General features: G+C 66.5%; 25 protein-coding genes, 4 tRNA genes and 2 pseudogenes. 15 read left to right on the top strand and 16 right to left on the bottom strand.

The features are described from left to right. Positions 1–159 precede the first annotated feature (159 nt). From dusB to ACZY1G_RS08500, 3 genes are all read right to left on the bottom strand, one after another. Positions 160–1,335 (bottom strand): tRNA dihydrouridine synthase DusB, encoded by a 1,176-nt coding sequence (dusB, locus tag ACZY1G_RS08510; RefSeq protein ID WP_463815787.1) that lies wholly within the window; start codon positions 1,333–1,335, stop codon positions 160–162. Further along, on the bottom strand, positions 1,323–2,330 hold the full coding sequence (locus tag ACZY1G_RS08505; protein WP_463815049.1) for an acyl-ACP desaturase: 1,008 nt from the start codon (positions 2,328–2,330) through the stop codon (positions 1,323–1,325). The genes dusB and ACZY1G_RS08505 overlap by 13 nt, the downstream gene beginning before the upstream one ends. Before the next feature lie 98 nt (positions 2,331–2,428). After that, positions 2,429–3,010: a TetR/AcrR family transcriptional regulator gene (locus ACZY1G_RS08500; protein ID WP_463815050.1), complete on the bottom strand. Its 582-nt coding sequence runs from the start codon at positions 3,008–3,010 to the stop codon at positions 2,429–2,431. Positions 3,011–3,068: 58 nt separating this feature from the next. Between ACZY1G_RS08500 and ACZY1G_RS08495 the strand changes: the two genes are divergently transcribed. Further along, complete coding sequence (locus tag ACZY1G_RS08495; protein ID WP_463822116.1) at positions 3,069–4,082, top strand: oxygenase MpaB family protein; 1,014 nt, start codon at positions 3,069–3,071, stop codon at positions 4,080–4,082. A gap of 20 nt (positions 4,083–4,102) precedes the next feature. Continuing rightward, positions 4,103–4,753, top strand: a complete 651-nt coding sequence (locus ACZY1G_RS08490; protein WP_463822115.1) for a L,D-transpeptidase family protein — start codon at positions 4,103–4,105, stop codon at positions 4,751–4,753. On the opposite strand, the gene ACZY1G_RS08485 is transcribed toward ACZY1G_RS08490, so the two are convergent. Then, positions 4,719–5,030, bottom strand: coding sequence for a DUF2510 domain-containing protein (locus ACZY1G_RS08485; RefSeq protein ID WP_463815053.1), 312 nt, complete (start codon positions 5,028–5,030; stop codon positions 4,719–4,721). The two genes, ACZY1G_RS08490 and ACZY1G_RS08485, sit on opposite strands and share 35 nt — an antisense overlap. 76 nt (positions 5,031–5,106) lie before the next feature. Between ACZY1G_RS08485 and ACZY1G_RS08480 the strand changes: the two genes are divergently transcribed. Further along, on the top strand, positions 5,107–6,006 hold the full coding sequence (locus tag ACZY1G_RS08480; protein WP_463822114.1) for a serine/threonine-protein kinase: 900 nt from the start codon (positions 5,107–5,109) through the stop codon (positions 6,004–6,006). A 2-nt stretch (positions 6,007–6,008) separates the two neighbouring features. Here ACZY1G_RS08480 and ACZY1G_RS08475 read toward each other — a convergent pair. Further along, a tRNA-Lys gene (locus ACZY1G_RS08475) sits at positions 6,009–6,084 on the bottom strand. A 125-nt stretch (positions 6,085–6,209) separates the two neighbouring features. Here ACZY1G_RS08475 and ACZY1G_RS08470 point away from each other — a divergent pair. The 3 genes from ACZY1G_RS08470 (at position 6,210) to ACZY1G_RS08460 (ending at position 6,511) form a co-directional block, all read left to right on the top strand. Next, positions 6,210–6,282: transfer RNA gene (locus ACZY1G_RS08470), tRNA-Glu, on the top strand. Between the two features lie 34 nt (positions 6,283–6,316). Next, a tRNA-Asp gene (locus ACZY1G_RS08465) sits at positions 6,317–6,390 on the top strand. Between the two features lie 47 nt (positions 6,391–6,437). Further along, positions 6,438–6,511, top strand: a tRNA-Phe gene (locus ACZY1G_RS08460). A 341-nt stretch (positions 6,512–6,852) separates the two neighbouring features. On the opposite strand, the pseudogene ACZY1G_RS08455 reads toward ACZY1G_RS08460, so the two are convergent. After that, positions 6,853–7,017 (bottom strand): annotated as a pseudogene (locus ACZY1G_RS08455) (IS256 family transposase); the annotation flags it as partial. 775 nt (positions 7,018–7,792) lie between these two features. Further along, positions 7,793–8,326, bottom strand: a complete 534-nt coding sequence (locus tag ACZY1G_RS08450; protein WP_463822113.1) for a hypothetical protein — start codon at positions 8,324–8,326, stop codon at positions 7,793–7,795. 218 nt (positions 8,327–8,544) lie between these two features. Between ACZY1G_RS08450 and ACZY1G_RS08445 the strand changes: the two genes are divergently transcribed. Further along, on the top strand, positions 8,545–9,003 hold the full coding sequence (locus tag ACZY1G_RS08445) for a hypothetical protein (protein WP_463822112.1): 459 nt from the start codon (positions 8,545–8,547) through the stop codon (positions 9,001–9,003). Positions 9,004–9,108: 105 nt separating this feature from the next. On the opposite strand, the gene ACZY1G_RS08440 is transcribed toward ACZY1G_RS08445, so the two are convergent. The 3 genes from ACZY1G_RS08440 to ACZY1G_RS08430 all read right to left on the bottom strand — a co-directional run bounded on the left by ACZY1G_RS08440 (position 9,109) and on the right by ACZY1G_RS08430 (position 10,030). Further along, positions 9,109–9,288, bottom strand: coding sequence for a DUF6131 family protein (locus tag ACZY1G_RS08440; protein ID WP_463815058.1), 180 nt, complete (start codon positions 9,286–9,288; stop codon positions 9,109–9,111). Positions 9,289–9,338: 50 nt separating this feature from the next. Further along, positions 9,339–9,512: a CsbD family protein gene (locus ACZY1G_RS08435; RefSeq protein WP_463822111.1), complete on the bottom strand. Its 174-nt coding sequence runs from the start codon at positions 9,510–9,512 to the stop codon at positions 9,339–9,341. Between the two features lie 65 nt (positions 9,513–9,577). Further along, complete coding sequence (locus ACZY1G_RS08430; RefSeq protein WP_463822110.1) at positions 9,578–10,030, bottom strand: hypothetical protein; 453 nt, start codon at positions 10,028–10,030, stop codon at positions 9,578–9,580. A 163-nt stretch (positions 10,031–10,193) separates the two neighbouring features. On the opposite strand from ACZY1G_RS08430, the gene ACZY1G_RS08425 reads away from it, so the two are divergent. From ACZY1G_RS08425 to ACZY1G_RS08410, 4 genes and pseudogenes are all read left to right on the top strand, one after another. Beyond that, on the top strand, positions 10,194–10,919 hold the full coding sequence (locus ACZY1G_RS08425) for a TetR/AcrR family transcriptional regulator C-terminal domain-containing protein (RefSeq protein ID WP_463822109.1): 726 nt from the start codon (positions 10,194–10,196) through the stop codon (positions 10,917–10,919). A gap of 154 nt (positions 10,920–11,073) precedes the next feature. Continuing rightward, positions 11,074–11,485, top strand: a pseudogene (locus ACZY1G_RS08420) (DDE-type integrase/transposase/recombinase); the annotation flags it as partial. A 96-nt stretch (positions 11,486–11,581) separates the two neighbouring features. Then, the gene (locus ACZY1G_RS08415; protein WP_463815062.1) at positions 11,582–12,151 is read left to right on the top strand and encodes a chorismate mutase; all 570 of its coding nucleotides are present in this window, start codon (positions 11,582–11,584) and stop codon (positions 12,149–12,151) included. A 1-nt stretch (position 12,152) separates the two neighbouring features. Further along, the gene (locus tag ACZY1G_RS08410; RefSeq protein WP_463815063.1) at positions 12,153–12,746 is read left to right on the top strand and encodes a TetR/AcrR family transcriptional regulator; all 594 of its coding nucleotides are present in this window, start codon (positions 12,153–12,155) and stop codon (positions 12,744–12,746) included. On the opposite strand, the gene ACZY1G_RS08405 is transcribed toward ACZY1G_RS08410, so the two are convergent. Continuing rightward, positions 12,719–13,504 carry an MBL fold metallo-hydrolase gene (locus ACZY1G_RS08405; protein WP_463815064.1) on the bottom strand — a complete coding sequence of 262 codons (786 nt, stop codon included), beginning with the start codon at positions 13,502–13,504 and terminating at the stop codon, positions 12,719–12,721. The two genes, ACZY1G_RS08410 and ACZY1G_RS08405, sit on opposite strands and share 28 nt — an antisense overlap. Before the next feature lie 135 nt (positions 13,505–13,639). On the opposite strand from ACZY1G_RS08405, the gene ACZY1G_RS08400 reads away from it, so the two are divergent. Next, positions 13,640–14,245 (top strand): TetR/AcrR family transcriptional regulator, encoded by a 606-nt coding sequence (locus ACZY1G_RS08400; RefSeq protein ID WP_463815065.1) that lies wholly within the window; start codon positions 13,640–13,642, stop codon positions 14,243–14,245. 53 nt (positions 14,246–14,298) lie between these two features. Next, positions 14,299–15,858, top strand: coding sequence for a phytoene desaturase family protein (locus ACZY1G_RS08395; protein ID WP_463822108.1), 1,560 nt, complete (start codon positions 14,299–14,301; stop codon positions 15,856–15,858). A gap of 1 nt (position 15,859) precedes the next feature. Here ACZY1G_RS08395 and ACZY1G_RS08390 read toward each other — a convergent pair whose 3' ends face one another. Both ACZY1G_RS08390 and ACZY1G_RS08385 read right to left on the bottom strand, forming a co-directional pair. Beyond that, positions 15,860–16,015 carry a hypothetical protein gene (locus ACZY1G_RS08390; protein WP_335332902.1) on the bottom strand — a complete coding sequence of 52 codons (156 nt, stop codon included), beginning with the start codon at positions 16,013–16,015 and terminating at the stop codon, positions 15,860–15,862. Positions 16,016–16,047: 32 nt separating this feature from the next. Beyond that, complete coding sequence (locus ACZY1G_RS08385; RefSeq protein WP_463822107.1) at positions 16,048–16,401, bottom strand: UBP-type zinc finger domain-containing protein; 354 nt, start codon at positions 16,399–16,401, stop codon at positions 16,048–16,050. 72 nt (positions 16,402–16,473) lie between these two features. Between ACZY1G_RS08385 and ACZY1G_RS08380 the strand changes: the two genes are divergently transcribed. Continuing rightward, complete coding sequence (locus ACZY1G_RS08380; RefSeq protein ID WP_463822106.1) at positions 16,474–16,914, top strand: SRPBCC family protein; 441 nt, start codon at positions 16,474–16,476, stop codon at positions 16,912–16,914. Here ACZY1G_RS08380 and ACZY1G_RS08375 read toward each other — a convergent pair. Next, positions 16,911–17,903 (bottom strand): cation diffusion facilitator family transporter, encoded by a 993-nt coding sequence (locus tag ACZY1G_RS08375; RefSeq protein WP_463822105.1) that lies wholly within the window; start codon positions 17,901–17,903, stop codon positions 16,911–16,913. The two genes, ACZY1G_RS08380 and ACZY1G_RS08375, sit on opposite strands and share 4 nt — an antisense overlap. A 124-nt stretch (positions 17,904–18,027) precedes the next feature. Between ACZY1G_RS08375 and ACZY1G_RS08370 the strand changes: the two genes are divergently transcribed. Beyond that, entirely contained in the window at positions 18,028–18,468 is a 441-nt protein-coding gene (locus ACZY1G_RS08370) for an SRPBCC family protein (protein ID WP_463815070.1), read from the top strand. Here ACZY1G_RS08370 and ACZY1G_RS08365 read toward each other — a convergent pair. Further along, complete coding sequence (locus ACZY1G_RS08365; RefSeq protein ID WP_463822104.1) at positions 18,465–19,634, bottom strand: pyridoxal phosphate-dependent aminotransferase; 1,170 nt, start codon at positions 19,632–19,634, stop codon at positions 18,465–18,467. The genes ACZY1G_RS08370 and ACZY1G_RS08365 overlap by 4 nt on opposite strands. A gap of 197 nt (positions 19,635–19,831) precedes the next feature. After that, positions 19,832–20,746, bottom strand: a complete 915-nt coding sequence (locus tag ACZY1G_RS08360; protein ID WP_463822239.1) for a DUF5996 family protein — start codon at positions 20,744–20,746, stop codon at positions 19,832–19,834. Positions 20,747–20,797 lie beyond the last annotated feature (51 nt).

The raw sequence follows: 20,797 nt of genomic DNA, 5'->3' as shown, positions 1-20,797 counted from the left end.
GAGCGCCATCCCCAACTCAATACACACTGGTCCCGCCCCCGTGTTCGGGGCCGGGCACATTGGCATCTCATCGTACTGAGACATCCTGAGAGAGAGCTAGCCGACGGAGGGCGTCAGCCGACGATCGATATCCACTCGAGACACATGTCAAGCAGCCGGTCAGCCGCCTGAATGCATCACGTCGGCGCCGATGGGGACCGCGCAGTCGTCGGGATCGTCGAGCCAGTTCTGCGGCAGTGACACCGATGCCGCCGACCCCTGGCGCCCGCGCGGGCCATTTGCGGCGGCGGGGAAGGGCACGTCGGGATCGAGCTCGCCGAGCAGGTCGTCCAGCTCGGCGATGGTCTTGACCAGCGCCAACGACCGGCGCAGGTCGGCTCCCGCGGGGAACCCGTGCAGATACCACGCCACGTGTTTGCGCATGTCGCGCATCCCTTTGTCCTCTCCGAAGTGCGCAGCGAGCAGCTCGCCGTGTCGACGAATGATCGACGCCACCTCGCCCAGGGTGGGCGGGGTCGCCGGTGTCTCGTCGTTGAAGGCGGCGGACAACTCGGCGAACAGCCATGGCCGCCCCAGGCAGCCCCGGCCGATCACGACACCGTCGCAGCCTGTCGCGGCCATCATGGCCAGCGCGTCACGAGCGTCGAAGATATCACCGTTTCCGAGCACCGGAATACCGGTGACGTGCGCTTTGAGCGCGGTGATCTGTTCCCAGTCGGCGGTCCCGGAGTAGCGCTGCGCGGCTGTGCGGGCGTGCAGCGCGACGGCTGCAGCGCCCTCCTCGGCGGCGATCCGCCCGGCATCGAGGTGGGTGTGGTGCTCGTCGTCGATGCCGATGCGGAACTTGACGGTGACGGGAACGTCGGTGCCTTCGGTGGCTTTGACCGCGGCTGCGACGATCTGACCGAACAGCCGCCGCTTGTAGGGCAGGGCGGCGCCGCCGCCGCGGCGGGTCACCTTGGGGACCGGGCAGCCGAAGTTCATGTCGATGTGGTCGGCGAGGTTCTCGTCGACGATCATCTTGGCCGCGGCATAGGTGTTGACCGGGTCGACGGTGTAGAGCTGCAGCGACCGCGGCGATTCCGCGGGCGCGAATGTGGTCATGTGCATCGTGACCGGATGCCGCTCGACGAGCGCGCGGGCGGTCACCATCTCGCAGACGTACAGTCCGCTGACGGTGCCGGCGCGGGCGAGCTCGAGTTCTCGGCAGAGCGTCCGGAAGGCGACGTTGGTCACCCCAGCCATCGGGGCGAGGACGACCGGGCTGCGAAGGTCGAACGGCCCGATCCGCAGGGACCGGGCCGCTCGGGACGAGTTGGGTGCTACGACGTCGATGATCCCACCAGCTGAGCCTTGGCGGCCTTCTTCTCCGCCATCTGACGCAGCCGCTCCTCGCGACGCTGTTTGGCGACCTCGAACTTGTCGACGGCCTCCTGCAGTTCCTCGACGAGAAGGCCGAGATCGTCACGCATCTTGGCGCTCTCGCCGTTGAAGTCCTCGCGCTCGAAGATGCGCCACTTCTTGAGCACCGGCATCACGATGTCCTCGAGGTGGATGCGCGGGTCGTAGACACCGCCGGAGGCAATGGTGACCGCGCGCCGGCGGAAGTCGGGGATCGTGTATCCGGGCATCTTGAAGTTGCGCAGCACCTTGTGCAGCGACTTCATCGCCTGGTCGGGGGCGATCTCGAAGCCGGCTTCGGAGACGTCGCGGTAGAAGATCATGTGCAGGTTCTCGTCGGCGGAGACGCGCTGCAGCAGCTGATCGGCGATCGGGTCGTCGCAGGCCTTGCCGGTGTTGCGGTGCGAGACGCGGGTGGCGAGCTCCTGGAACGTCACGTAGATGACCGAGTCGAACAGGCTCTCGGCGAACAGCTCGAGACCGCCCTGCTGGTTCTGGCCGGGGGAGAAGCCACGGGTCATCTGCTCGACGCGCAGCATCTCCAGCTCGACGGGGTCGACGTTGCGGGTGACGACGAGGTAGTCGCGCAGCGCGATGCCGTGCCGGTTCTCCTCAGCGGTCCACCGGTTGACCCAGAAGCCCCACGGCCCGTCCATGCTGAAGTTCATCGCGATCTCGCGGTGATAGGACGGCAGGTTGTCCTCGGTGAGCAGGTTCGTCAGCATCGCGACCCGCGCCACTTCGGAGAGCTTCGACTGTTCGATGTCCCAGTCCTGGCCGCCGAGGGCGTAGTAGTTCTTGCCGTCGGACCACGGGATGAAGTCGTGGGGGTTCCAGTCCTTCTTCATCTTCATGTGCCGGTTGACCAGGGGCTCGACGACGGGCTCCAGTTCGGTCAGCAGCTGCAGATCTGTCAGATCCTTGGCCATGACACCTCCGATTATCTGTACCTCGTAGTTGCACTCAATATATCTGTGTACGCCGGTGACATTCAAGTCGCCGCGCCGGAGCTCACACGCGCGGCGATTCAGCGCGTGGCGGCCTGCAGCAGCAGCTCCGCGCAATGGTCGATGAACTGCTCCCGCGTGGCGGAGAGACGGCCGTCCAGGTACGCGGTGAACAGTGCAGTGAGTGCCCCGATCAGCCCGGTGGCAACCATCGCCTGGGTGGTCGGGTCCGTGATGCGGGTCAGGTTCTGCTGCAGCAGCTCGATGAAGTTCGGCATCCACCGCGCTCCCGAGCGGGCCAGCACCGGCTCGGCTTCCGGGGCGAGCAGCAGGACGCGGCCCCGCGCCGGATCGTCGACCATCATCGCGACGAATCGCTCGACCGCGTCCCGCATGCTCTCCGATTTCGCCAGCGTCGCCATCGCCGCGCTGCCGACCTCGTCGTACACCGCGGCGACGTAGTCGTCCCGGTCGGTGAAGCTCTCGTAGAAATAGCGCTCGGTCAGTCCCGCGGCGCGGCATGCAGCCCGCACCGTGAGGTTCGGACCGCCCGGGCTGCCCAGCAGCTCGATGCCGGCGGCGATCAGATCGTCGCGGCGCAGCGCGGGGCGCTCCCGTACGGGAACGCCCGACCATCTGCCCCGCCGTTGACCGGACGACACGGTCCTCCTAGACTCCGTTTTGACAACGTATGTAGTCAGAATTGGGGTAGCGCGAACAGTGACTCAAGATACGTCCGCCACATGCCCGGTGACCAGCGAGTCCGCTGCCGACACACCGGTCGCCACCGGCTGCCCGGTCACCGGCGGCTACGACGACCTGCCTGCAGCACTGGGCCCCGACTCGCTGACGTGGAAGTACTTCGGGCAGTGGACGGGCATGCTGCAGGGCCCGTGGGCGGGCTCCATGCAGAACATGCATCCGCAGCTCGGCGCCGCGGTGGCGCAGCACTCGATCTTCTTCCTCGAGCGCATGCCCCGGCTGTTCCGGTCGGTGTACCCCATCGGCGGGGTGGTCTTCGACGGTGACCGGGCGCCGCGCACCGGGGCGCAGGTCCGCGATTACCACATCGGCATCAAGGGCGTCGACGACCAGGGCCGGCGGTACAGCGCGCTGAACCCTGACGTCTTCTACTGGGCGCACGCCACGTTCTTCAAGTCCACGCTGCTGGCGGCCGAATGGGTCGGCGGCGGACTGACCGACGCGCAGAAGCGTCAGCTCTTCGACGAGCACGTCACCTGGTACCGGATGTACGGCATGAGCATGCGGCCGGTGCCCGCAAGCTGGGAGGACTTCGAGCGGTACTGGGACCACATGTGCCGCAACGTGTTGGAGGACAACTGGGCTTCCCGCGAGGTGATGGACCTCTCGACGATGCCCAAGCACCCGTCGCTCGACTGGCTGCCGGACGGGCTGTGGCGGCTCAACATCGCCGTGATGCAGCGGTTCTTCAACTTCGCGACGGTCGGCCTCTACGACCCGCCGGTGCGCGAGTTGATGGGGTACTCGTGGTCGCCCCGGCAGGAGCGGCTGCACAGACTCTTCGGTCGCGCGGTCTACCTGAGCACCCGGCTGATGCCGAAGCGGATGTTGATGCACCCGCGTAAACGCTCGGCGTGGGATCGCGCGCGTGGCCGCCTACCCGTCGACGCGCCGCTGGTGGAGACGCCGGCGCGCAACCTTCCACCAGTCGAGTACCGCGACGACCCGCACTTCTACTGCCCGAAAGTCTGAGCGCGCGTACGTTCGACGGTGTGCTGGGCAAACTGACCGTCGCTCCGCTGCTGATGATCCTGGCGACCGGCACCGCCGGCGGTGCCGCAGCCGAACCCCCCGGCGACGCGTCGGCGCAACGCATCGTCGTCAGCGCGCCGGAACCGGATTCGCCCGTCGGGGAGCTGACGACCTACGAGCGGGTCGACGGACGCTGGCGCGTGGTGCTGGGCCCCACGCCTGCCGATCTCGGCCGGCTCGGTGTCGGCGCCCCGGCCGACGACGTGTTCCGGACCCCGGTGGGCACGTTCCCGCTCGGGCAGGCGTTCGGGCGCAGCGAGAACCCCGGCACCCGCATGCCGTACTTCGTGGCGACCGACGAGGACTGGTGGGACGAGGACGTGGACTCGCCGACGTACAACACCCACGTCCACGCCGCCGAGATCGACTCCGAGGACGCGGAAAACCTTTACGACTCCGGGGAGATCTACGACTACGCGGTGCTGATCGACCACAACCCGGAGCGTGTGCCCGGCCGCTCCGCGGGCATCTTCCTGCACGTCACCGACGGTGAGCCGACGTGGGGCTGCGTCGCGATCGGCCGTGATCAGATGCGGTCGGTACTGCAGTGGCTCGACCCCGCGCAGCACCCGGAGATCACCATCGGGGTGGGAGCGCCCGCACCGGCATGACGGCCCAGTGGGCGGGCGGGAAGCGGCCGTAGATGCCATGCGGATCGCCGGCCAGCGTCAACTGGTGTTCGTAGTCGGCGCGGGCGCGCAACCCGGCGTCACGGATGACGGCCGCCTTCTTGCGGCGGCGCATCGCGACGAGGAACACCGCGCCGGTGACGAAAATCACCGCGGGGTACCACCCCAGCCACAACCACCAGAGGGCCAGTGCGGCAGCCGACATCGTCAGCACGGGATGGCGCCGGAACCAGGGCCGCTGCGATCGTGGGGTGAGCATCGACGTCGATCCTACGAGGGGCTCGTCGCGGCCGCGTCAGGTTTGCGTCGGCGCCGTACCGGCTAGCTTGAAAAGCATGCACGCGCCGGAGGTTCTGGGCGGTCGCTACGAGCTGCGAGGCATTCTCGGCCGTGGTGGCATGGCCGAAGTGCGCGATGCCTGGGACCTGCGGCTGGGCCGTCCGGTGGCGATCAAGCTCCTGTATCCGTCGGTGAGCGAGCAGCCCGACACCCGCCGTCGATTCGCCACCGAGGCCCGCGCAGCGGCCGTCGTCGACCATCCTCACGTCGTCGCCGTGCACGACACAGGCGTCCACCGCGGCCGGCACTACATCGTTCTGGAGCGCCTGCCGGGGCGCAGCGTGGCCGATGCGCTGGCCCGCGGGGGTCCGATGCCGGCGCAGCACGTCCGGGGCATCCTCCGCGACGTCCTCGACGCGCTCGGCGCCGCCCACCGAAGCGGGGTCCTGCACCGCGACATCAAGCCGGCCAACCTGCTCTACACATGGTTCGGAACCGTGAAAGTCGCCGACTTCGGGGTGGCCAAGAGTGCAGATACGCCGCAGACGCTGACCAACCGGGTCTTCGGGACGATGGCCTACATGCCGGCGGACCGGATCGCGGGTCGGCCCGCAGTGCCCAGCGACGACCTGTACGCGCTCGGAGTCGTGGCCTACGAGGCGCTGACCGGCCGCCGGGCCTACCCCCAGGAGACGCTGACCGGGTTGGCCGATGCAATCGCAGCCGGGGCGATCACACCGCTGTCGGTGCTGCGGCCCGATCTCGATCCCGCGTTGGTGGCCACCATCGAGCGCGCGATGTCTCCGGACCCGCGGTGGCGCTTCGCGACGGCCGAGCAGATGCGGGCCTGTCTGGACGGGGCGGCGCACGCGTCGCAGCGCGTCGTGGCGCTGCTCGCGGGAGCGGCGGCAGTGCTCGCGGTGCTGGTGGCGGCGCTGGTGCTGATCGCCGGGTGACGTGGTGCCCCCACCAGGGCTCGAACCTGGGACCTGCGGATTAAAAGTCCGTAGCTCTACCGACTGAGCTATAGGGGCGTGGCGTGTGTGCCTGCAAAAGGATACTGCGGGGGTGGCCGTTTGAAGATCCGGGTGCCGGTACCCTAAGCTATCGAAGCTCCCAACGAACTTGGTTGTGAGTACCCCGGAGGAATTCGGACTTGGCCCCCATCGTCTAGTGGCCTAGGACGCCGCCCTTTCACGGCGGTAGCACGGGTTCGAATCCCGTTGGGGGTACGCGCAACGCGAGTTGGTCGGGTTGCACAAGTAAGGCCCTGTGGCGCAGTTGGTTAGCGCGCCGCCCTGTCACGGCGGAGGTCGCGGGTTCGAGTCCCGTCAGGGTCGCAATATTGCGGCGTGAGGCTGGCCCGGTCGAGAGACCGGCGCCTTCCGGCCAGGTAGCTCAGTTGGTACGAGCGTCCGCCTGAAAAGCGGAAGGTCGCCGGTTCGATCCCGGCCCTGGCCACTCAAAGTTTGTGCAGTTCAGACGACTTCACTCCCCACTTCGCCTTGACCCTGAGTCGATCCGTGCAGTGCCTATAGGGCCAACACAGGGCCAGATCTCGCGGCGGTGGAGGGTCCGACGATGGCCGACAATGATGTGGTGGTGTCGCCAGCAGCGCGGTTGACGCCCGTCGGCCGAATGCTCAGGTCAGGTCGGCAGTACAGAAACCGGCCATCAAGGGTCAATGCCGCGGCGGCGCCGGCTTTTCTCGGGATCGCCTCTCGTTTCGGACGGCCCCATCCCGGAAGGCCGACCAGAAGGAAAAGGGTCGCTCCCGCGTCCTTGACGAACGTTTCTGGGACGGTCATCTCCTCGTTGAGCGCAGTCTCCAAGACCGTCTTGGTGAGGTGCTTGAGCAACCCGTCAGGCCCTGTCAGCGCCAGGCCCTTTCCTTGTGCCAGCCGGACCAGCTCGACCGCAGCCTGCTGCTCAGCCTTCCTCTTGGTCACATCATCCCGTGTCGTCATCACGGCGACCTTTCTCGAGCATCGCTCAGCGTGTCAGGCCGAAAACACCGCTAGATCCACAGTCCCTTTTCTGATCGTTCAGGTGCTTGCAGTGACGGCGCCGGGGTGACTGAAGCGTGCGGCCCTTCGGTGGATACGATGTGCGCGGCCGCGGGTTCGCTGCGGCTTTGCGGTTAGGCCATCGCCGGGAACGAGTTCGGTGACGTCGAGTGCGGCGAACGCGCCGTCGCGGCGCACGGTCGCGGTGTGGCGAACACTGGTGTGCAGCGCCGCGGCTGCTTTTCGGCGCGGAATTCACTGACAAAGCCGAGACCGATACTGGGGCCAAGATCACGCCGATGATGATGGCCTGCACGCTGTCCCAGGAAGTACGAGACAACAGCCGTGGCTGGACCGTAGTACTTCAGCCGCTCAGACGCCTGCGCGCTGGACGACCCCTGCGCGGAACTATCCAGCCAACTGAAGACCTCATCTACCGGAGCCGCCGCGACCTGCTCGGCGGTCAGCATCGTCGGCCGCGCCGTGGGGGGCGCCTTCGGCGTCATCCACATCGCAGCTGTCCCGAGGATCGGTTCGCGAACGCGGCTATGTAAACCAGCACGTTGTTCGTCTCCGCGCGAACTGGACCCACATCGAACGACCAGCGCGACGATGGTCCGGCGTTCACCCCGACGCGATCTGAAGGCAAAATCGTTCTCGCCAAGTTACTTTCGACTGGCCCTCGCGTAACGGGCTCCGGGTCGTGGTCGTTGTGGACCGCCGGCGGCGGCTGCGCTCACTCGGAGGCGGCGGTGTCGGCGTATGCGGGCTTGGCCAGTCTGTCCGCGAGTTGGTCAAGCTGTGTCTGCAGATTCCGCCGGTCATCGGCCGTGCCCTTCGTAACGCCGTCGTCCGTTCGGCGCCGCGCATGCACCACCTTCTCGACGTATTTGTTCGCGTTATCAATCGCGGAGTCGATTGTTCTGAGGACTTCCTCGATTTCGGCAGGGCGTGCGACCGCCTCAATCTTGTCAGGGTGGTTCTCTGTTCCGATTATGGTGACTTGATGCCCGCGAACGGTCTGGAGGAAGCAATCCGTCCAGGCAAAGGGGGGTAGGGGCAGGATCTGAAGTCGAATGACAACCTCCTGGAGGGTTTCACCGACTTCGAGCATCGGCGTGCCGATTCTGGAGATGCCCCATTTCTCTGATATAGCTTGTCCTTTCTGCAGTGAAGTGTCGCCATTGGTGGTGTGCCTGGTCCGCTCGTCGTGACCGATCGAGGGAGTCAGGTCGATGAGGCATTGAGCGCGTGTCGCATTCGTGGGCAAGATCGGCGGCGTGGGCCCATTTCGTGTCATCGTGAAGCCCCACGTGTTCGCCAACCGGCGCAGAAATCGCCAGACGCACTCAACCGTTCGGTATGGCGGCCATGGCGAACTCACGACAAAGGGTTCGCCAGCTTCCTAGCCCTGGTAATCGATGATGCGTTGCTCGCTACGGAAGTGACATCAGGAGTCGCTCGAGTTTCGTCGTCTTCTCGAGCTGTGTGATCGCGGGTTCGGGTGTCTGGATCCATCTTGTCGGCGCGCTCGAACGTCTCGTTCACTTTGTCGCGGGCCGCGTTTGCGTCGTTGCGACGTATCTCCGCTTCGTGGTGCAGGGCCGCCGCGCGGGCTGCTTTGGCGTCTGCCTCCGCTTGCGCTGCGCGGGCCTTCGCCGCGGTCTCGTCGGCGAGTGCTTCACGTTAACCCACTTTGTGAGATTCATCGGTGGCTTTGCTGCGGATGCCGGCGGCTTCGAGACGACGATGCTGGGCGCGTTTGTTTCGCGCCACCAACGCGATTGCAGAGATAAGCGCAAGTGCGACGGCCACGATGACGAAGATCAGAACGGTGGTGGTGGAAGTCATGTCGGTTCCTTGAATTGGTTGAATGATTCGATAGTCGGGATCGCTGCCGTCGAGCAGCGCGGCATCGTGAATTCATTTGAGGCAGAGGGTGATTGATTAGTACAGGATTGATCAACGCCCCGTGATTCCGTGGTCCGGCGACCATGACGTCCGGGGAATTCCACCGTCGAGTTTTGACGTCGCGGTGGGCGTTGCGCCCGATCAGTAGTAGTGACGTCGACCGCCCACGGCGCGTCCCATCCGACCCATGACCATGAGCAGCAGGCCGACCACCAGGAGGATGACTCCGAGGACCAGAACAATGTGCGCGAACGCGAATGTGGGCACGAGGCTGGGCAGGAGCAACCCCAGCACGATGAGGATGATTCCGAGGACGATCATGACGTTTACCTGATTCGATGCTGTGGGTTATGGCGTCGGGGGCGGTCGTGTCACGGTTTGAAGGCGTCGACGATTTTGTCTCTTGCCTGTTTGGTATTGGCCTTGAGCTGATCGACGCCGCCCTCGGTGCGCAGCCGGTTGTTGCCGGTGGCGCGCCCGAGGTACTTCTTGGTGGCGCCCTTGGCGGCCTGGGCCTTATGGGCGAACTTTTTTCCGATGCTCATATCTGAGTCCTTTTCAGAGACGAAAAACCGTTATGGATCAACAGAATTCGAACGGTTCTGAGTGGCTACCGGCGCCCGGCCGCAGGTCCGGTCTCGGTTGGCTGTCTGTCACGCGAGAAGCGACTAAGCAAGCGAACCCTGCCCCGGGGGGTCCGCGCCGGTGGGCGGTTCGTATCCGAGTCGGTCGTTGCGTCGATCGACCGCCGTTCGACGCGATGGTCGCGTTCCTGGTTGAGAAACGTCGTTTCGCGCTGCGACCTGGCGAGTTCGTGGCGGGCGTCGCGTCCGCGGCCGGCGGTGCGGCGCGCACCCGCGAGCAACACCGAAAGGCCGAGCATCGCCACCATGCCGACCACAATGCCGAAGAGGAACAACGTCCCGGTCGAGCCGGTGACGTGATAGCCGAGCACGGAGAAGTTCTCGGTCAACGGATGCGCAGCCCCCGCGTTGGCCAGTACGCCGGTGAACCCCACGAACACCGCGACGAGCAGAACAATCAATCCAACGATGACAATCATGCTGAGGCCTCGGATCTTCGGTGTAGGCCTCCAGTACACGCCGCATCATTGTCGCTGTCAACAGTGTGAACACACCGTTGACGTATGCCGTTAACATGTAGTGTGGACCCGCCTCGACAGGGACTCGACGACGAGGGGGAAGCTGAAAGGAACTGCGACGGCAATGACAACCTCGCCGGGAGAGCCAGCCGCAAGCACTGGCGATGGTGGACAACCCGATGCGGGCGCTCGAGACAACGATCAGCTCAACCGGTCGCTGATCTTGCAGACCGCGCTGGCGATCGTCGACCGTGACGGCGTGGACCGATTGTCCATGCGCCGCCTCAGCGAGGCATTGGGCCGAGATCCGGTGATGATCTATAGACACGTCCCCAACAAAGCCGCGGTCCTCGACGGGGTCGCCGAGATCGTCCTCGCGAAGTTATCGGTAGACACCGCGGACCCTGACTGGGCCGGTCAACTACGCAACGTCGCGCACGCTTTCCGACAGTTGGCCCTGACCCATCCCAACGTGGTGCCGCTGCTGGTGACTCGGCCGCTGGCGACCCCGCTTGGACAGCGACCGCCAGGCATGCTGCGCCCGCTCGAAGACGTTCTCGCACTGCTCATCTCCGCCGGGTTCGCGGGCGACGACGCGCTCCACATCTACCGGCTGCTGTTCGGCTTCCTCTACGGCCACATCCTCAATGAGTTACAGGAGGTCGTCGAGCGACCCGAGGAAACCGACCACGTCCTGCGTCTCGGTCTGCACCGGTTGGCGATCACCGAATTTCCGCTCGTGCGCGCCCTGGCACCCGCCCTCGCCGCCTACGACGGAACTGCCGAATTGGACCGCTTCCTCAAGCTACTTCTCGAGGGGCTCGCAGTGAATCTCATCCCGGGCGGTTAATGGATCGAGATGCCTGTGAGCCAACTCAGCCGACCCGCCAACGGTGACCGGTATGGCGACTCAGCCTGATGCATCCTCGTCATTACGGCTAACACCTGGCGGCGAGGCAATTGACGTTCGGCCTGACGGCCGCGCCCCGGGCACTCAACTCCCTAGGATCGTCCGTCGTTGGGGCCGGGTGCTGACCCGCTACGGGATCGCGCGCCTGCGCTGGCTGGACCGCCCCACCGGCAGGTCGTTCGACGGATCAACACCACCGCAATCGCCATTTGGTGTGCGGCTATCGCTTTCTGTACACCGCGATAGATGCACACTCACGACTGGTCTACAGCGAACTGCTCACCGATGAACGCAAAGACACTGCGGCAGCGTTCTGGACCCGGGCCGCCAACCACTGGTTTCACGAATGTGGCGTCAGGGTGCGAAAAGTACTCACCGACAACGGATCCTGTTACCGATCCCATACCTTCCGCGACGCCCTCGGTGGCATCGAACATCGCCACACGCGACCCTACCGGCCGCAAACCAACGGCAAGGTAGACAGATTTCACTGCACGTTGGCTGATCCACCGCGTTCCGGAAAGGTCGACGAACACATGGCTGCCGGCGTCGACGCCTGCGGTGTCACGGGCGCGCGCGAGTGCCGGTTACCATAAATCCCCATGAACATCCGTGGTGCGGTCGTAGCGTGCGCCGCCGGTCTGGCGGTGACCCTGGTCCCAGGGCTCTCCCCGGTCGCCGCAGCGCAACCCACGCACACCGTGACGGACCTCGTCGACGCCGCGGTGCGCCGCCTGCAGATCGCCGAACCGGTCGCAGCCAACAAGTTCCACACCCGCACCGCCGTCGTCGACGCAGCGCGCGAGCAACAGGTGCTCGACAACGTCGCCGGCCAGGCGCTCGACTTCCAGATCGACCCCGCATACGTCACCACCGCGTTCCGCGATCAGCTCGACGCCACCGTCGGCATCGAGTACCAGCGGTTGGCCCAGTGGACGTTCGATCCCGCCGCGGCGCCCGCCGACGCACCCGACCTGGCCAGGTCGAGGGAGATCATCGACGCGCTCAACCGCGAGATGGTGACACTGATGGCCGAGGAGTGGCCCAAACTGCACTCGCCGCAGTGCCCTGCCGAACTCGACGCGGCGAAGTCGTCGGTGACGACAACACGCGGCCTCGACCCGCTGTACCGCCAAGCCCTCGATTTCGCGACCCGCAACTACTGCCGTTGACATGAGCGACTTCCGCCAGCGGTTGCTGGACGGTCTGGAGGCGTCGATCGCCGAGCAGGGCTACGCCAAGACCACCGTCGCGGAGATCGTACGGAGGGCCCGGACATCCCGGCGTACGTTCTACGAGCAGTTCACCAGCCGCGACGAGTGTTTCGTCGCGCTGCTGTCGGAGGCCAATGCCGATCAGATCCAGCAGATCCGCGCCGCGGTCGATCCTGCTGCGCCGTGGCAGAAGCAGGTGCGGCAAGCCATCGAGGCGTGGATCGCCTCGGCTGAGGCGCGATCGGCGTTGATGCACAGTTGGATTCGTGACGTCCCGGCGCTGGGCAGCGCCGCCCGCGGACTGCAGCGGGAGGCGTTCGACCACTTCATCGACATGGTCGACGCGCTGAGCGACAGTGCCGAATTCCGTTCGGCCGGTATCGGTCCCGTGCCCCGGCGGCGCACCATCATGCTGCTCGGCGGCCTTCGTGAACTGACCGCGATCACCGTCGAGGAGGGCGGCCGCCTCAGTCACATCACCGACGAGGCAGTAGAGGCCTCCATCGCCCTGGTGGGGCACCGGGATCAGCGCGGCGCTGCGGCCTGCTCGTAGAGCGTCGGGTCGTGGGCGCAGACGATCATCAGGTCCGGTTCGTTGCGGCGCTGCAGCTCGATGAGCCGGGAGTGGTTGTCCGCCACCTGTTTTCGATTCTCCGCGACCGCCTGCTCGAAGGCCGTCAGCGCCCGTACCCGGGGCTTTCCCTCGAGCGTCCCGGCCTGGAAGAACGCGTCCCCGGCGTGAAGTATCCAGCGGTCGCCGGCGTCGACGGCCACACACGCGTGCCCGCGGGTGTGTCCGGGCAGCGAGATGAGCACGAAGCCCGGGCCGATGTCGGTGAGCTCCCGGGCGGCCGCGAACCCCCGCCACGCTTCCCCCGTTACGTCGTACTCGACGAGATCGGGGCCGTGGGCCCACTGTTCGGCGCGGTACCGGACTCGATCGGGCGTCGCGGGTGAGCGCATCGCCTGGTCCACCTCGGTCCTGGTGACGTGGACCTTGGCGTCGGGGAAGTCGGCCAGACCGCCGATGTGGTCGGCGTCGAAATGCGTGGTGATGATGTGCCGCACGTCGCCGCGGTGGTAGCCGAGTGCCTCGACCTGGTTCACCGCTGCTTCGGCCATGTCGAAGGACGGCCGGAAGAAGTAGGGCCGGAACCGGCCGAAGCGCGCAGGTCGCCGGCAGTCCAATGTGCCGAACCCGGTGTCGACGAGCACCAACCCGCTGTCGGCCTCGACCAGCAGCACATGGCACACCAGAGTGCCTGCACCCCATGGCCGCATCGTGCCGCAATTCAGATGGTGGACCTTCACCAGTCGTCGCCCCCCGCGTCGTGACCGATGTGACTTACTCACATTGTCGGGCAACCATAGCGTGTGTGCAGGACCGCGCCCGGGCAACGTGCGGCGGCCGGTCGGGAAGCGCCGCGCTTGGGGTACTTTACCGACATGGTCCGGCCTGCCCAGACGGCGCGCAGTGAGCGCACGAGGGAGGCGCTCCGGCAGGCCGCGGCGGTGCGCTTCCTGGCTCAGGGGGTGGAGGAGACCTCGGCCGAGCAGATCGCCGCCGATGCTGGCGTCTCACTTCGGACGTTCTACCGGCACTTCTCGTCCAAGCACGATCTGCTGTTCGCCGACTACGACGCCGGACTGCACTGGTTCCGTGCGGCTCTGTCCGCGCGATCGCCGGACGAGCCCATCATCGAATCGGTGCAGTCGGCGATCTCGGCCGCTCCGTACGACGACTCCGCCGTCACCCAGATCGCGGCGATGCGGGCTCAGGACCTCGACCCCGGCCGGATCGTGCGGCACATCCGGCAGGTGGAGGCGGACTTCGCGGAGGCCATCGAAGAGCGCATGGCCGCCAAGGATCCGCAGGCACCCGGCACAGAAGAGCGCATGCGCATCACGGTGACCGCGCGGTGCATCGCCGCGGCGGTCTTCGGTGCGATGGAGGTCTGGATGTTGGGGGAGGACCGCTCTCTGCCCGAGTTGGACAGGCTGTGTCGCGAGGCGCTGGCGCTGCTGCAGACGGGGGTCGGAAACCCCGGCTGATCCATGTTTCGTCAATATTGACAAAACCTGAGGGTGCGTGTCAGCCTCAGGCGATGACGGACTTCGACGTGATCGTCGTCGGCGCGGGGCACAACGGCTTGACCGCCGCCGCACTGCTGCAACGGGCCGGCCTGCGCACGCTCTGTCTGGAAGCCAAGCTCTACGCCGGCGGTATGGCCTCGACTGTGGAGCTCTTCGATGGTTTCCGGTTCGAGATCGCCGGTTCGGTACAGGTGCCCACCTCCGCCGTCGTCAGCGAGGCGCTGGGGCTCGACTCTCTGCCCACCGTCGACCTCGACGTGATGAGCGTGCAACTGCGCGGGGTCGGCGACGACCCGGTCATCTACTACACCGATCCGATGAGGCTGCTGACCCACCTCAACGAGGTACACGGCGCCGAGGCCGTCAACGGAATGGCCGGTCTGATGGCGTGGTGTCAGGCGCCGACGCGGGCCCTGGGGCGCTTCGATGCGTCGCACTCGCCGAAAACACTGGATGAGATGTATGCCTGTGCGACAAGTGAATTCGAGCGCCAGGCGATCAGCGACATGCTGTTCGGATCGGTCAGCGACGTCCTCGACCGCCACCTGCCGGACCGGGAGAAGCACGGGGCATTGCGCGGCATGCTGGCCTTCCTGGCCGTCAACACCACCTTCCGAGGTCCCGAGACACCGGGCAGCGCTGCGGCCCTGGCGTTCGGGCTGGCGGTGCCCGACGAGAACGCCACGCTGATCAAGAAGTTCCGCGGCGGCATGGGCGCCGTCACCGAGCATCTCCTGGCGATGTTCACCGACGCAGGTGGCGAACTCCGGTTGCGGAGCAAGGTCGCCGAGGTGCTGACCGCGGACGGGCGCGCGGGCGGCGTTCGCCTGGAGGACGGCTCGACGCTCACCGCTCCCGTCGTCGTCTCCACCCTCGCCCCCGACCTGACCGTCAACGGACTCCTCGACCCCGCCGTGGTGCCCGCCGACATCAGGGAGCGATACGCCCGCATCGACCACCGCGGCAGCTATCTCCAGATGCACTTCGCGCTGGACGGACCACTCGAATTCGCAGCGCCCTACGAGGTCCTCAACGACCCCGAGTATCAATCGGCCATCGGCATTTTCAGCACCCCTGAGGAACTGCAGCGGCAGTGGGAGGACGCCAGACGTGGCGTCGTCCCTGCCGATCCGGCCATCGCACTGCAGATTCCCTCGGCCAACGACCCCACCCTGGCGCCGCCGGGCAAGCATGCGGCATCTGCGTTTTCGCTGTGGTTCCCCCTCACCGAGGAAACCGCGAGCTACGGCGACCGCAAGACCGAGATGGGCCAGCGAGTAATCGAGAAGATCACCCGGCTCGCGCCCAATTTCGAAGAGCTCATCCTGCGTCACACCACGTTCACGCCCAAACACATGGGCACGATGTTCGGCGCGCCCGGCGGGGACTACTGCCACGGCCTGATCCACCCCGAGCAGATGGGGCCGAACCGGCCGGGGCCGAAAGGTCACGTGGATCAACCGCTTCCGACCGACGGCCTGTACCTCGCCGGTGCCGGTTGCCATGGCGGGCCCGGTATCACGTTCATCCCGGGCTACAACGCCGCGCAGGAGGTACTCGCCCGGCGCTGACCTACGTGGCCGGTGCCGGGCCGCCGGACGTCGCGCCGCCTTCGTCGGACCAGTCGACGCGGTCGTCGTCCGCGCCCTTGGACGGGTCGCTCATCACGTCGTCGTCTGCCTCGTCGGCGCCGGCGTCTGTATCAGTGGTGCGGGGATCTGTGCTCACCTGCCAGGACTACCCCGGCGCGGGCATTCCATTCACTCGCGGCGCGCCTCCAGCTGCGCCATCCAATCCGCGGGGACACGTCCTCGCGGACCCGGCACCGTCTCGTCGACGGGCCGACTCTGCGGCGCCGCGAGCTCGGGTCCGTCGTAGTAGGCCTGAGACGAGTAGTCCCAGAACCAGTCTTCGCCCGGTTCGAAGGACCGGATGATCGGATGGCCGCTCGCGCGCCAGTGCGCGGATGCGTGCCGCTGCGGCGAGTCGTCGCAGCAGCCGATGTGGCCGCACGCTGCACACCGTCGCAGATGCACCCACCAGCCGCCTGCGGCGTCGCACTCGACGCATCCGGTACCGCTGGGCGGCGCCGCGGGGTCGATGTCACTGCTCACAGTCGACGAGCCTACGGGCCTGCTCCGGTGATCTCGACCGAACATCAGCTTCGGTGTTCTAGGGTTCCCCCCGTGGCCACCAAGGATTCGCGCGAAGTCGTGATCGAAGCAACGCCGGAACAGATCCTCGACGTCATCGCCGACGTCGAAGCGACCCCGACGTGGTCGCCGCAGTACGAGAAGGCCGAAGTGCTGGAGCGGTTCGACGACGGCAGGCCCAAACAGGTGAAGATGGTGGTCAAGGCTGCCGGGCTGACCGACGAGCAGATCGTCGAATACACCTGGAGTGACAACGAAGTCAGCTGGACGCTCGTGTCGGCGGGCCAGCTCAAGGCGCAGGACGCCAGCTACACGCTGACCCCGGACGGCGACAAGACGCGGGTGCGTTTCGACATCGCGGTCGACCTGTCGGTTCCGCTGCCCGGCTTCATCGTGAAACGCGCGATCAAAGGCGGCGTCGAGACGGCAACCGAGGGGCTGCGCAAGCAGGTGCTCAAGGTCCTCAACGGTTAGGCGAGCCGGTCGAGCGCATCGGGCTCGGCGATCGTCAACACGGCGTCGACGATGGTCGGCTCCGCCTGCAACCTGTTCTCCAGATCTCGCAGCGTCTCGGCGATCCGCGATTCCGCGGCGTCGCCCACCAAGTCGACGCTGGCCACCAGGAACAGCTGTTTGGGTCCGACGAACACCAGCCGGATGAAGCGCACGGAGGCCACCTCCGGCATCCGCTCGATCTGGGCGATCGCGGCCTGACGCAACCGCGGGCTGGCTGATTCGCCGACGAGGAAGCGGCGGTTTCGATCGATGAGGATCACTGCGACGACGCCGAGCAGCAGGCCGACCAGGATGGAACCGATCGCATCCCAGATCGCGTTGCCGGTGAGCTGGTGCAGGCCGATGCCGGCCAACGCGATCAGGATCCCGATGAGAGCCGCGGTGTCCTCGGCGAACACCGCACGCGTGGTCGGATCCGACGTGTCGAGCACGTGAGAGAGCAGCCCCCTGTCGTAGACGCTGGCTTCCGAGCGCAATTGGCGGAACGCCTGCAGCAGCGACGAACCCTCGAGGACGAATGCGACGCCGAGCACGATGTAGGCCACCAGATAGTTCTCCGGGCCTGATTCCCCATGCACGATCTCGGTGATGCCGTGCCACACCGACAACGTGCCGCCGACGACGAAGAGCCCCACCGCGGCAAGCAGCGACCAGACATAGGCCTCGCGCCCGTAACCCAGCGGCCGCTCGCCGTCCGGCGGGCGGGAACTGCGCCGGTTGGCGATGATCAGGAAGCACTGATTCGCGGTGTCGGCCCACGAGTGGGTCGCTTCGGCGGTCATCGAGGCCGATCCGGAGATGACCGCAGCGACGGTCTTGGCGATGGCGACGGCGAAGTTCGCGGCGAGTGCGACGACCACCGTGAGCGCGCTCTCCCCGCCGCCCGGTGAGTCGAGGTGGGCCTCGGTGTGGGCAGGGTCGGGCCCGGTGTCGGGCGCAGCGCTCATGGCAGCGTGCATTGCCCGCCGCGAGCGGGCACAAACGTGGCGGTCCGCGCCATATTAAGAACCGTCATAAAATTAGCTGGACAATCTCCTGCACATGTTCGGGACGGCGGTTATGCTTTGCCGCATGGCAGTCCGTGCTTCCAGCGAGGTGGTGATCGAGGCGCCGCCCGAGGTCATCCTCGACGCGTTGGCCGACATCGAGGCCGTCGCGTCCTGGTCGTCGCTGCACAAGGCCGCAGAAGTCATCGACCGTCACCCCGACGGCCGGCCCCACCACGTCAAGGCGACGGTGAAGATCATGGGGATGAGTGACAAAGAGTTGCTGGAGTACCACTGGGGCGACGACTGGGTGGTGTGGGACGCGCAGCAGACGTCGCGGCAGCGCTGCCAGCACGGCGAATACAACCTGGTGCAGGAAGGTGAGGAACGCACGCGGGTGCGCTTCGACCTGATCCTCGATCTCGCGGCGCCCTATCCGGCGTTCCTGGTCAAGCGGGCCAAGCGACTGGTCCTCGACGTCGCGCTGGAGAACCTGCGCCAGCGGGTGATGGCCGGCGCGCGCTAGGAACGCAGCGCGCCCAGCCGGCGGATCGCCTCGTCGAGCGTCTGATCGCGTTTACAGAACGCGAACCGGACCAGCGGCTTCCAGTCGCCGGCATGGGACGCGGCCGGATCGCAGAACGCCGACATCGGAATGGCCGCCACCCCCACCCGCTCGATCAGCTCGGTGCAGAACGCCCTGCCGTCGTCGAAGCCCAGCGGTCGCGGGTCGGCGGTCAGGAAGTAGGTCCCGAAGCTGTCGAACACGTCGAAGCCGATCTCGCGCAGCGCTTCGGCCAGCCGGTCACGTCGGGCCTCGAACGAGCGACACAGGGCATCCACCCACTCGTCGCCGCTGTCGAGCGCCGAGGCGACGGCGGGCTGGAACGGCGCCCCGCCCACATAGCTCAGGTACTGCTTGGCCGCCCGCAGTCCCGCGATCAGATGGCTCGGCCCGCATGCCCACCCGATCTTCCAGCCAGTGACGTTGAACATCTTGCCGGCGCTCGAGATCGTGATGGTGCGCTCTGCCATGCCCGGGTAGCCGGCGAGGGGACGGTGTCTGCGGCCGTCGAAGACGAGGTGCTCGTAGACCTCGTCGGTGATCACCAGCAGGTCGGCGTCGACGGCGAGTTCGGCCAGAGCCTTCAGCTCGTCGTCACCGGCCACTGCGCCGGTCGGGTTGTGCGGCGAATTCACAATGATGGCAGCAGTTTTCGGGGTGATGGCCGCGCGCAGCGCCGCCACGTCGATGGTGAAGCGTCCGCCGTCGCGGCGCATCGGTATCGCGCGCCGGTGGCATCCCGCCATCGCGATGACGGGGGAGTAGGAGTCGTAGAAGGGTTCGATCAGCAGTACCTCGGAGCCTGGTTCGACGAGACCGAGGATCGACGCGGCGATCGCCTCGGTGGCGCCGACGGTGACCAGCACCTCGGTGTCGGGGTCGTAGGAGGTTCCGTAGCGTCGCAGGCGCTGATCGGCGATGGCCTGCCGCAGTGGTGCGATCCCCAGGCCAGGCGGGTACTGGTTGTCGCCGTCGGCGATCGCCTTCTCCGCCGCCGCGAGCATGTCCTCGGGCCCGGCTTCGTCGGGGAACCCCTGACCGAGGTTGACCGCCCCGAGTTCGGCGGCACGCGCCGACATCTCGGCGAAGATCGTCACCGCGTACGGGCGCAGCCGCTCAACCGTCATTCTCCCGAGGCTAGTTGCTCACCCAGCGTCTGAGTCAGTTGCCATGCGGGTCAGCGGAGTTGAGCGCCGCCTCGGCGTACTTCGTGGCGTGCTCCATGGCGTGCTCCGCGTGCGTGCCCGACGTGCGCCGAGATCGACGAAATGGCGAGCTCGTCTCGGCTTTATCCGCCCAAACGTCGGTTTGGGCGGAGACGGCGTCAGAGATGACGGGGTGGGGCGATCGGTTGCTCGGGCCACGCAGCCAAGTCGCGGGCCACTGAGGCCGTGGCATCGAGAAAGCTGCGGAGCAATGCTGCGGGATCGTCCGCCGTGCGCACGGTCCGATACGGCAGCACGAACTCGCCGAGTGCGGAGTCGAAGTAGGCGCCCTCGACGCCGAGGTCGGCTTCGGCGTAACCATCGGGCTGCGGATAGGCATACGAGTAGAACGCACCCTCCTCGGCGCCGCCCGGCCAGTAACCGGCGCTGGACACCTCGGCGTTGTAGGCCTCCGTCATCACCCAGTCAGGACAGTTGGGAACGCCGCCCGGGTGCGGCGGCGCCTGCCGTCCGGAGAACCGGGTGACGGCGAGATCGAAAGCGCCCCAGAAGAAGTGGACCGGGCTGGTCTTACCGGTGAAATCGGCCCGGAACTCCGTCATCACGCGATCGGCGCTGACCAGCGAGGTCCAGAAGTTGGTCATCGCGGCCGGGTCGTAGCTGGCGTGCGCGGTGTCCTCGGCGAAGGGGATGACCTCCGGGAGTTCCACCGGCGTCGGAGCGATCGGGACGTCCAGCCCCAGATCGTCGAGGTGGCGGCGAAACTCCGCATAGAAGTCGGCAACCGACCTCGGGTGCAGCGCCATGGACCGCGACGTGCCGTCGGTCAGGCGGATGTGCAGCGCGTGCTCGACGAAATCGAAACTGATGTCGAACGCCTTCTGTTTCCAGCTCATCAGCGACGTGGTCAGTCCGCGCGCATCGACGTAGAGGGCCACGTTCCACCAGTGGTTCACGATCGGTGTGGCTGCCAACTTCACTTTTCCGACGATCTGGGTCCACAGATGAACTGTGTCCCGGGTGTCCTGCCAATCCGCCACCACCAGTGCCGGCCAACCCTGTGTATTCGTCATCTGACCATCATCGACGATGACGGCGGGAATGGATCCGACTCCGGGTGCGCT

It is taken from the genome of Mycobacterium sp. IDUB_5 (genome assembly GCF_055419565.1).
Note: the sequence above shows the minus strand (reverse complement) of the source record. Positions and strands in the feature narration are given on the sequence as shown.

What these genes read in the sequence shown, in the direction of transcription:
- ACZY1G_RS08505 (WP_463815049.1), bottom strand. Translation starts at nt 2,330, where the DNA reads ATGGCCAAGGATCTGACAGATCTGCAGCTGCTGACCGAACTGGAGCCC.
- ACZY1G_RS08485 (WP_463815053.1), bottom strand. Translation starts at nt 5,030, where the DNA reads ATGCTCACCCCACGATCGCAGCGGCCCTGGTTCCGGCGCCATCCCGTG.
- ACZY1G_RS08480 (WP_463822114.1), top strand. Translation starts at nt 5,107, where the DNA reads ATGCACGCGCCGGAGGTTCTGGGCGGTCGCTACGAGCTGCGAGGCATT.
- ACZY1G_RS08440 (WP_463815058.1), bottom strand. Translation starts at nt 9,288, where the DNA reads ATGATCGTCCTCGGAATCATCCTCATCGTGCTGGGGTTGCTCCTGCCC.
- ACZY1G_RS08435 (WP_463822111.1), bottom strand. Translation starts at nt 9,512, where the DNA reads ATGAGCATCGGAAAAAAGTTCGCCCATAAGGCCCAGGCCGCCAAGGGC.
- ACZY1G_RS08430 (WP_463822110.1), bottom strand. Translation starts at nt 10,030, where the DNA reads ATGATTGTCATCGTTGGATTGATTGTTCTGCTCGTCGCGGTGTTCGTG.
- ACZY1G_RS08425 (WP_463822109.1), top strand. Translation starts at nt 10,194, where the DNA reads ATGACAACCTCGCCGGGAGAGCCAGCCGCAAGCACTGGCGATGGTGGA.
- ACZY1G_RS08415 (WP_463815062.1), top strand. Translation starts at nt 11,582, where the DNA reads ATGAACATCCGTGGTGCGGTCGTAGCGTGCGCCGCCGGTCTGGCGGTG.
- ACZY1G_RS08410 (WP_463815063.1), top strand. Translation starts at nt 12,153, where the DNA reads ATGAGCGACTTCCGCCAGCGGTTGCTGGACGGTCTGGAGGCGTCGATC.
- ACZY1G_RS08400 (WP_463815065.1), top strand. Translation starts at nt 13,640, where the DNA reads ATGGTCCGGCCTGCCCAGACGGCGCGCAGTGAGCGCACGAGGGAGGCG.
- ACZY1G_RS08395 (WP_463822108.1), top strand. Translation starts at nt 14,299, where the DNA reads ATGACGGACTTCGACGTGATCGTCGTCGGCGCGGGGCACAACGGCTTG.
- ACZY1G_RS08375 (WP_463822105.1), bottom strand. Translation starts at nt 17,903, where the DNA reads ATGAGCGCTGCGCCCGACACCGGGCCCGACCCTGCCCACACCGAGGCC.
- ACZY1G_RS08370 (WP_463815070.1), top strand. Translation starts at nt 18,028, where the DNA reads ATGGCAGTCCGTGCTTCCAGCGAGGTGGTGATCGAGGCGCCGCCCGAG.
- ACZY1G_RS08365 (WP_463822104.1), bottom strand. Translation starts at nt 19,634, where the DNA reads ATGACGGTTGAGCGGCTGCGCCCGTACGCGGTGACGATCTTCGCCGAG.
- ACZY1G_RS08360 (WP_463822239.1), bottom strand. Translation starts at nt 20,746, where the DNA reads ATGACGAATACACAGGGTTGGCCGGCACTGGTGGTGGCGGATTGGCAG.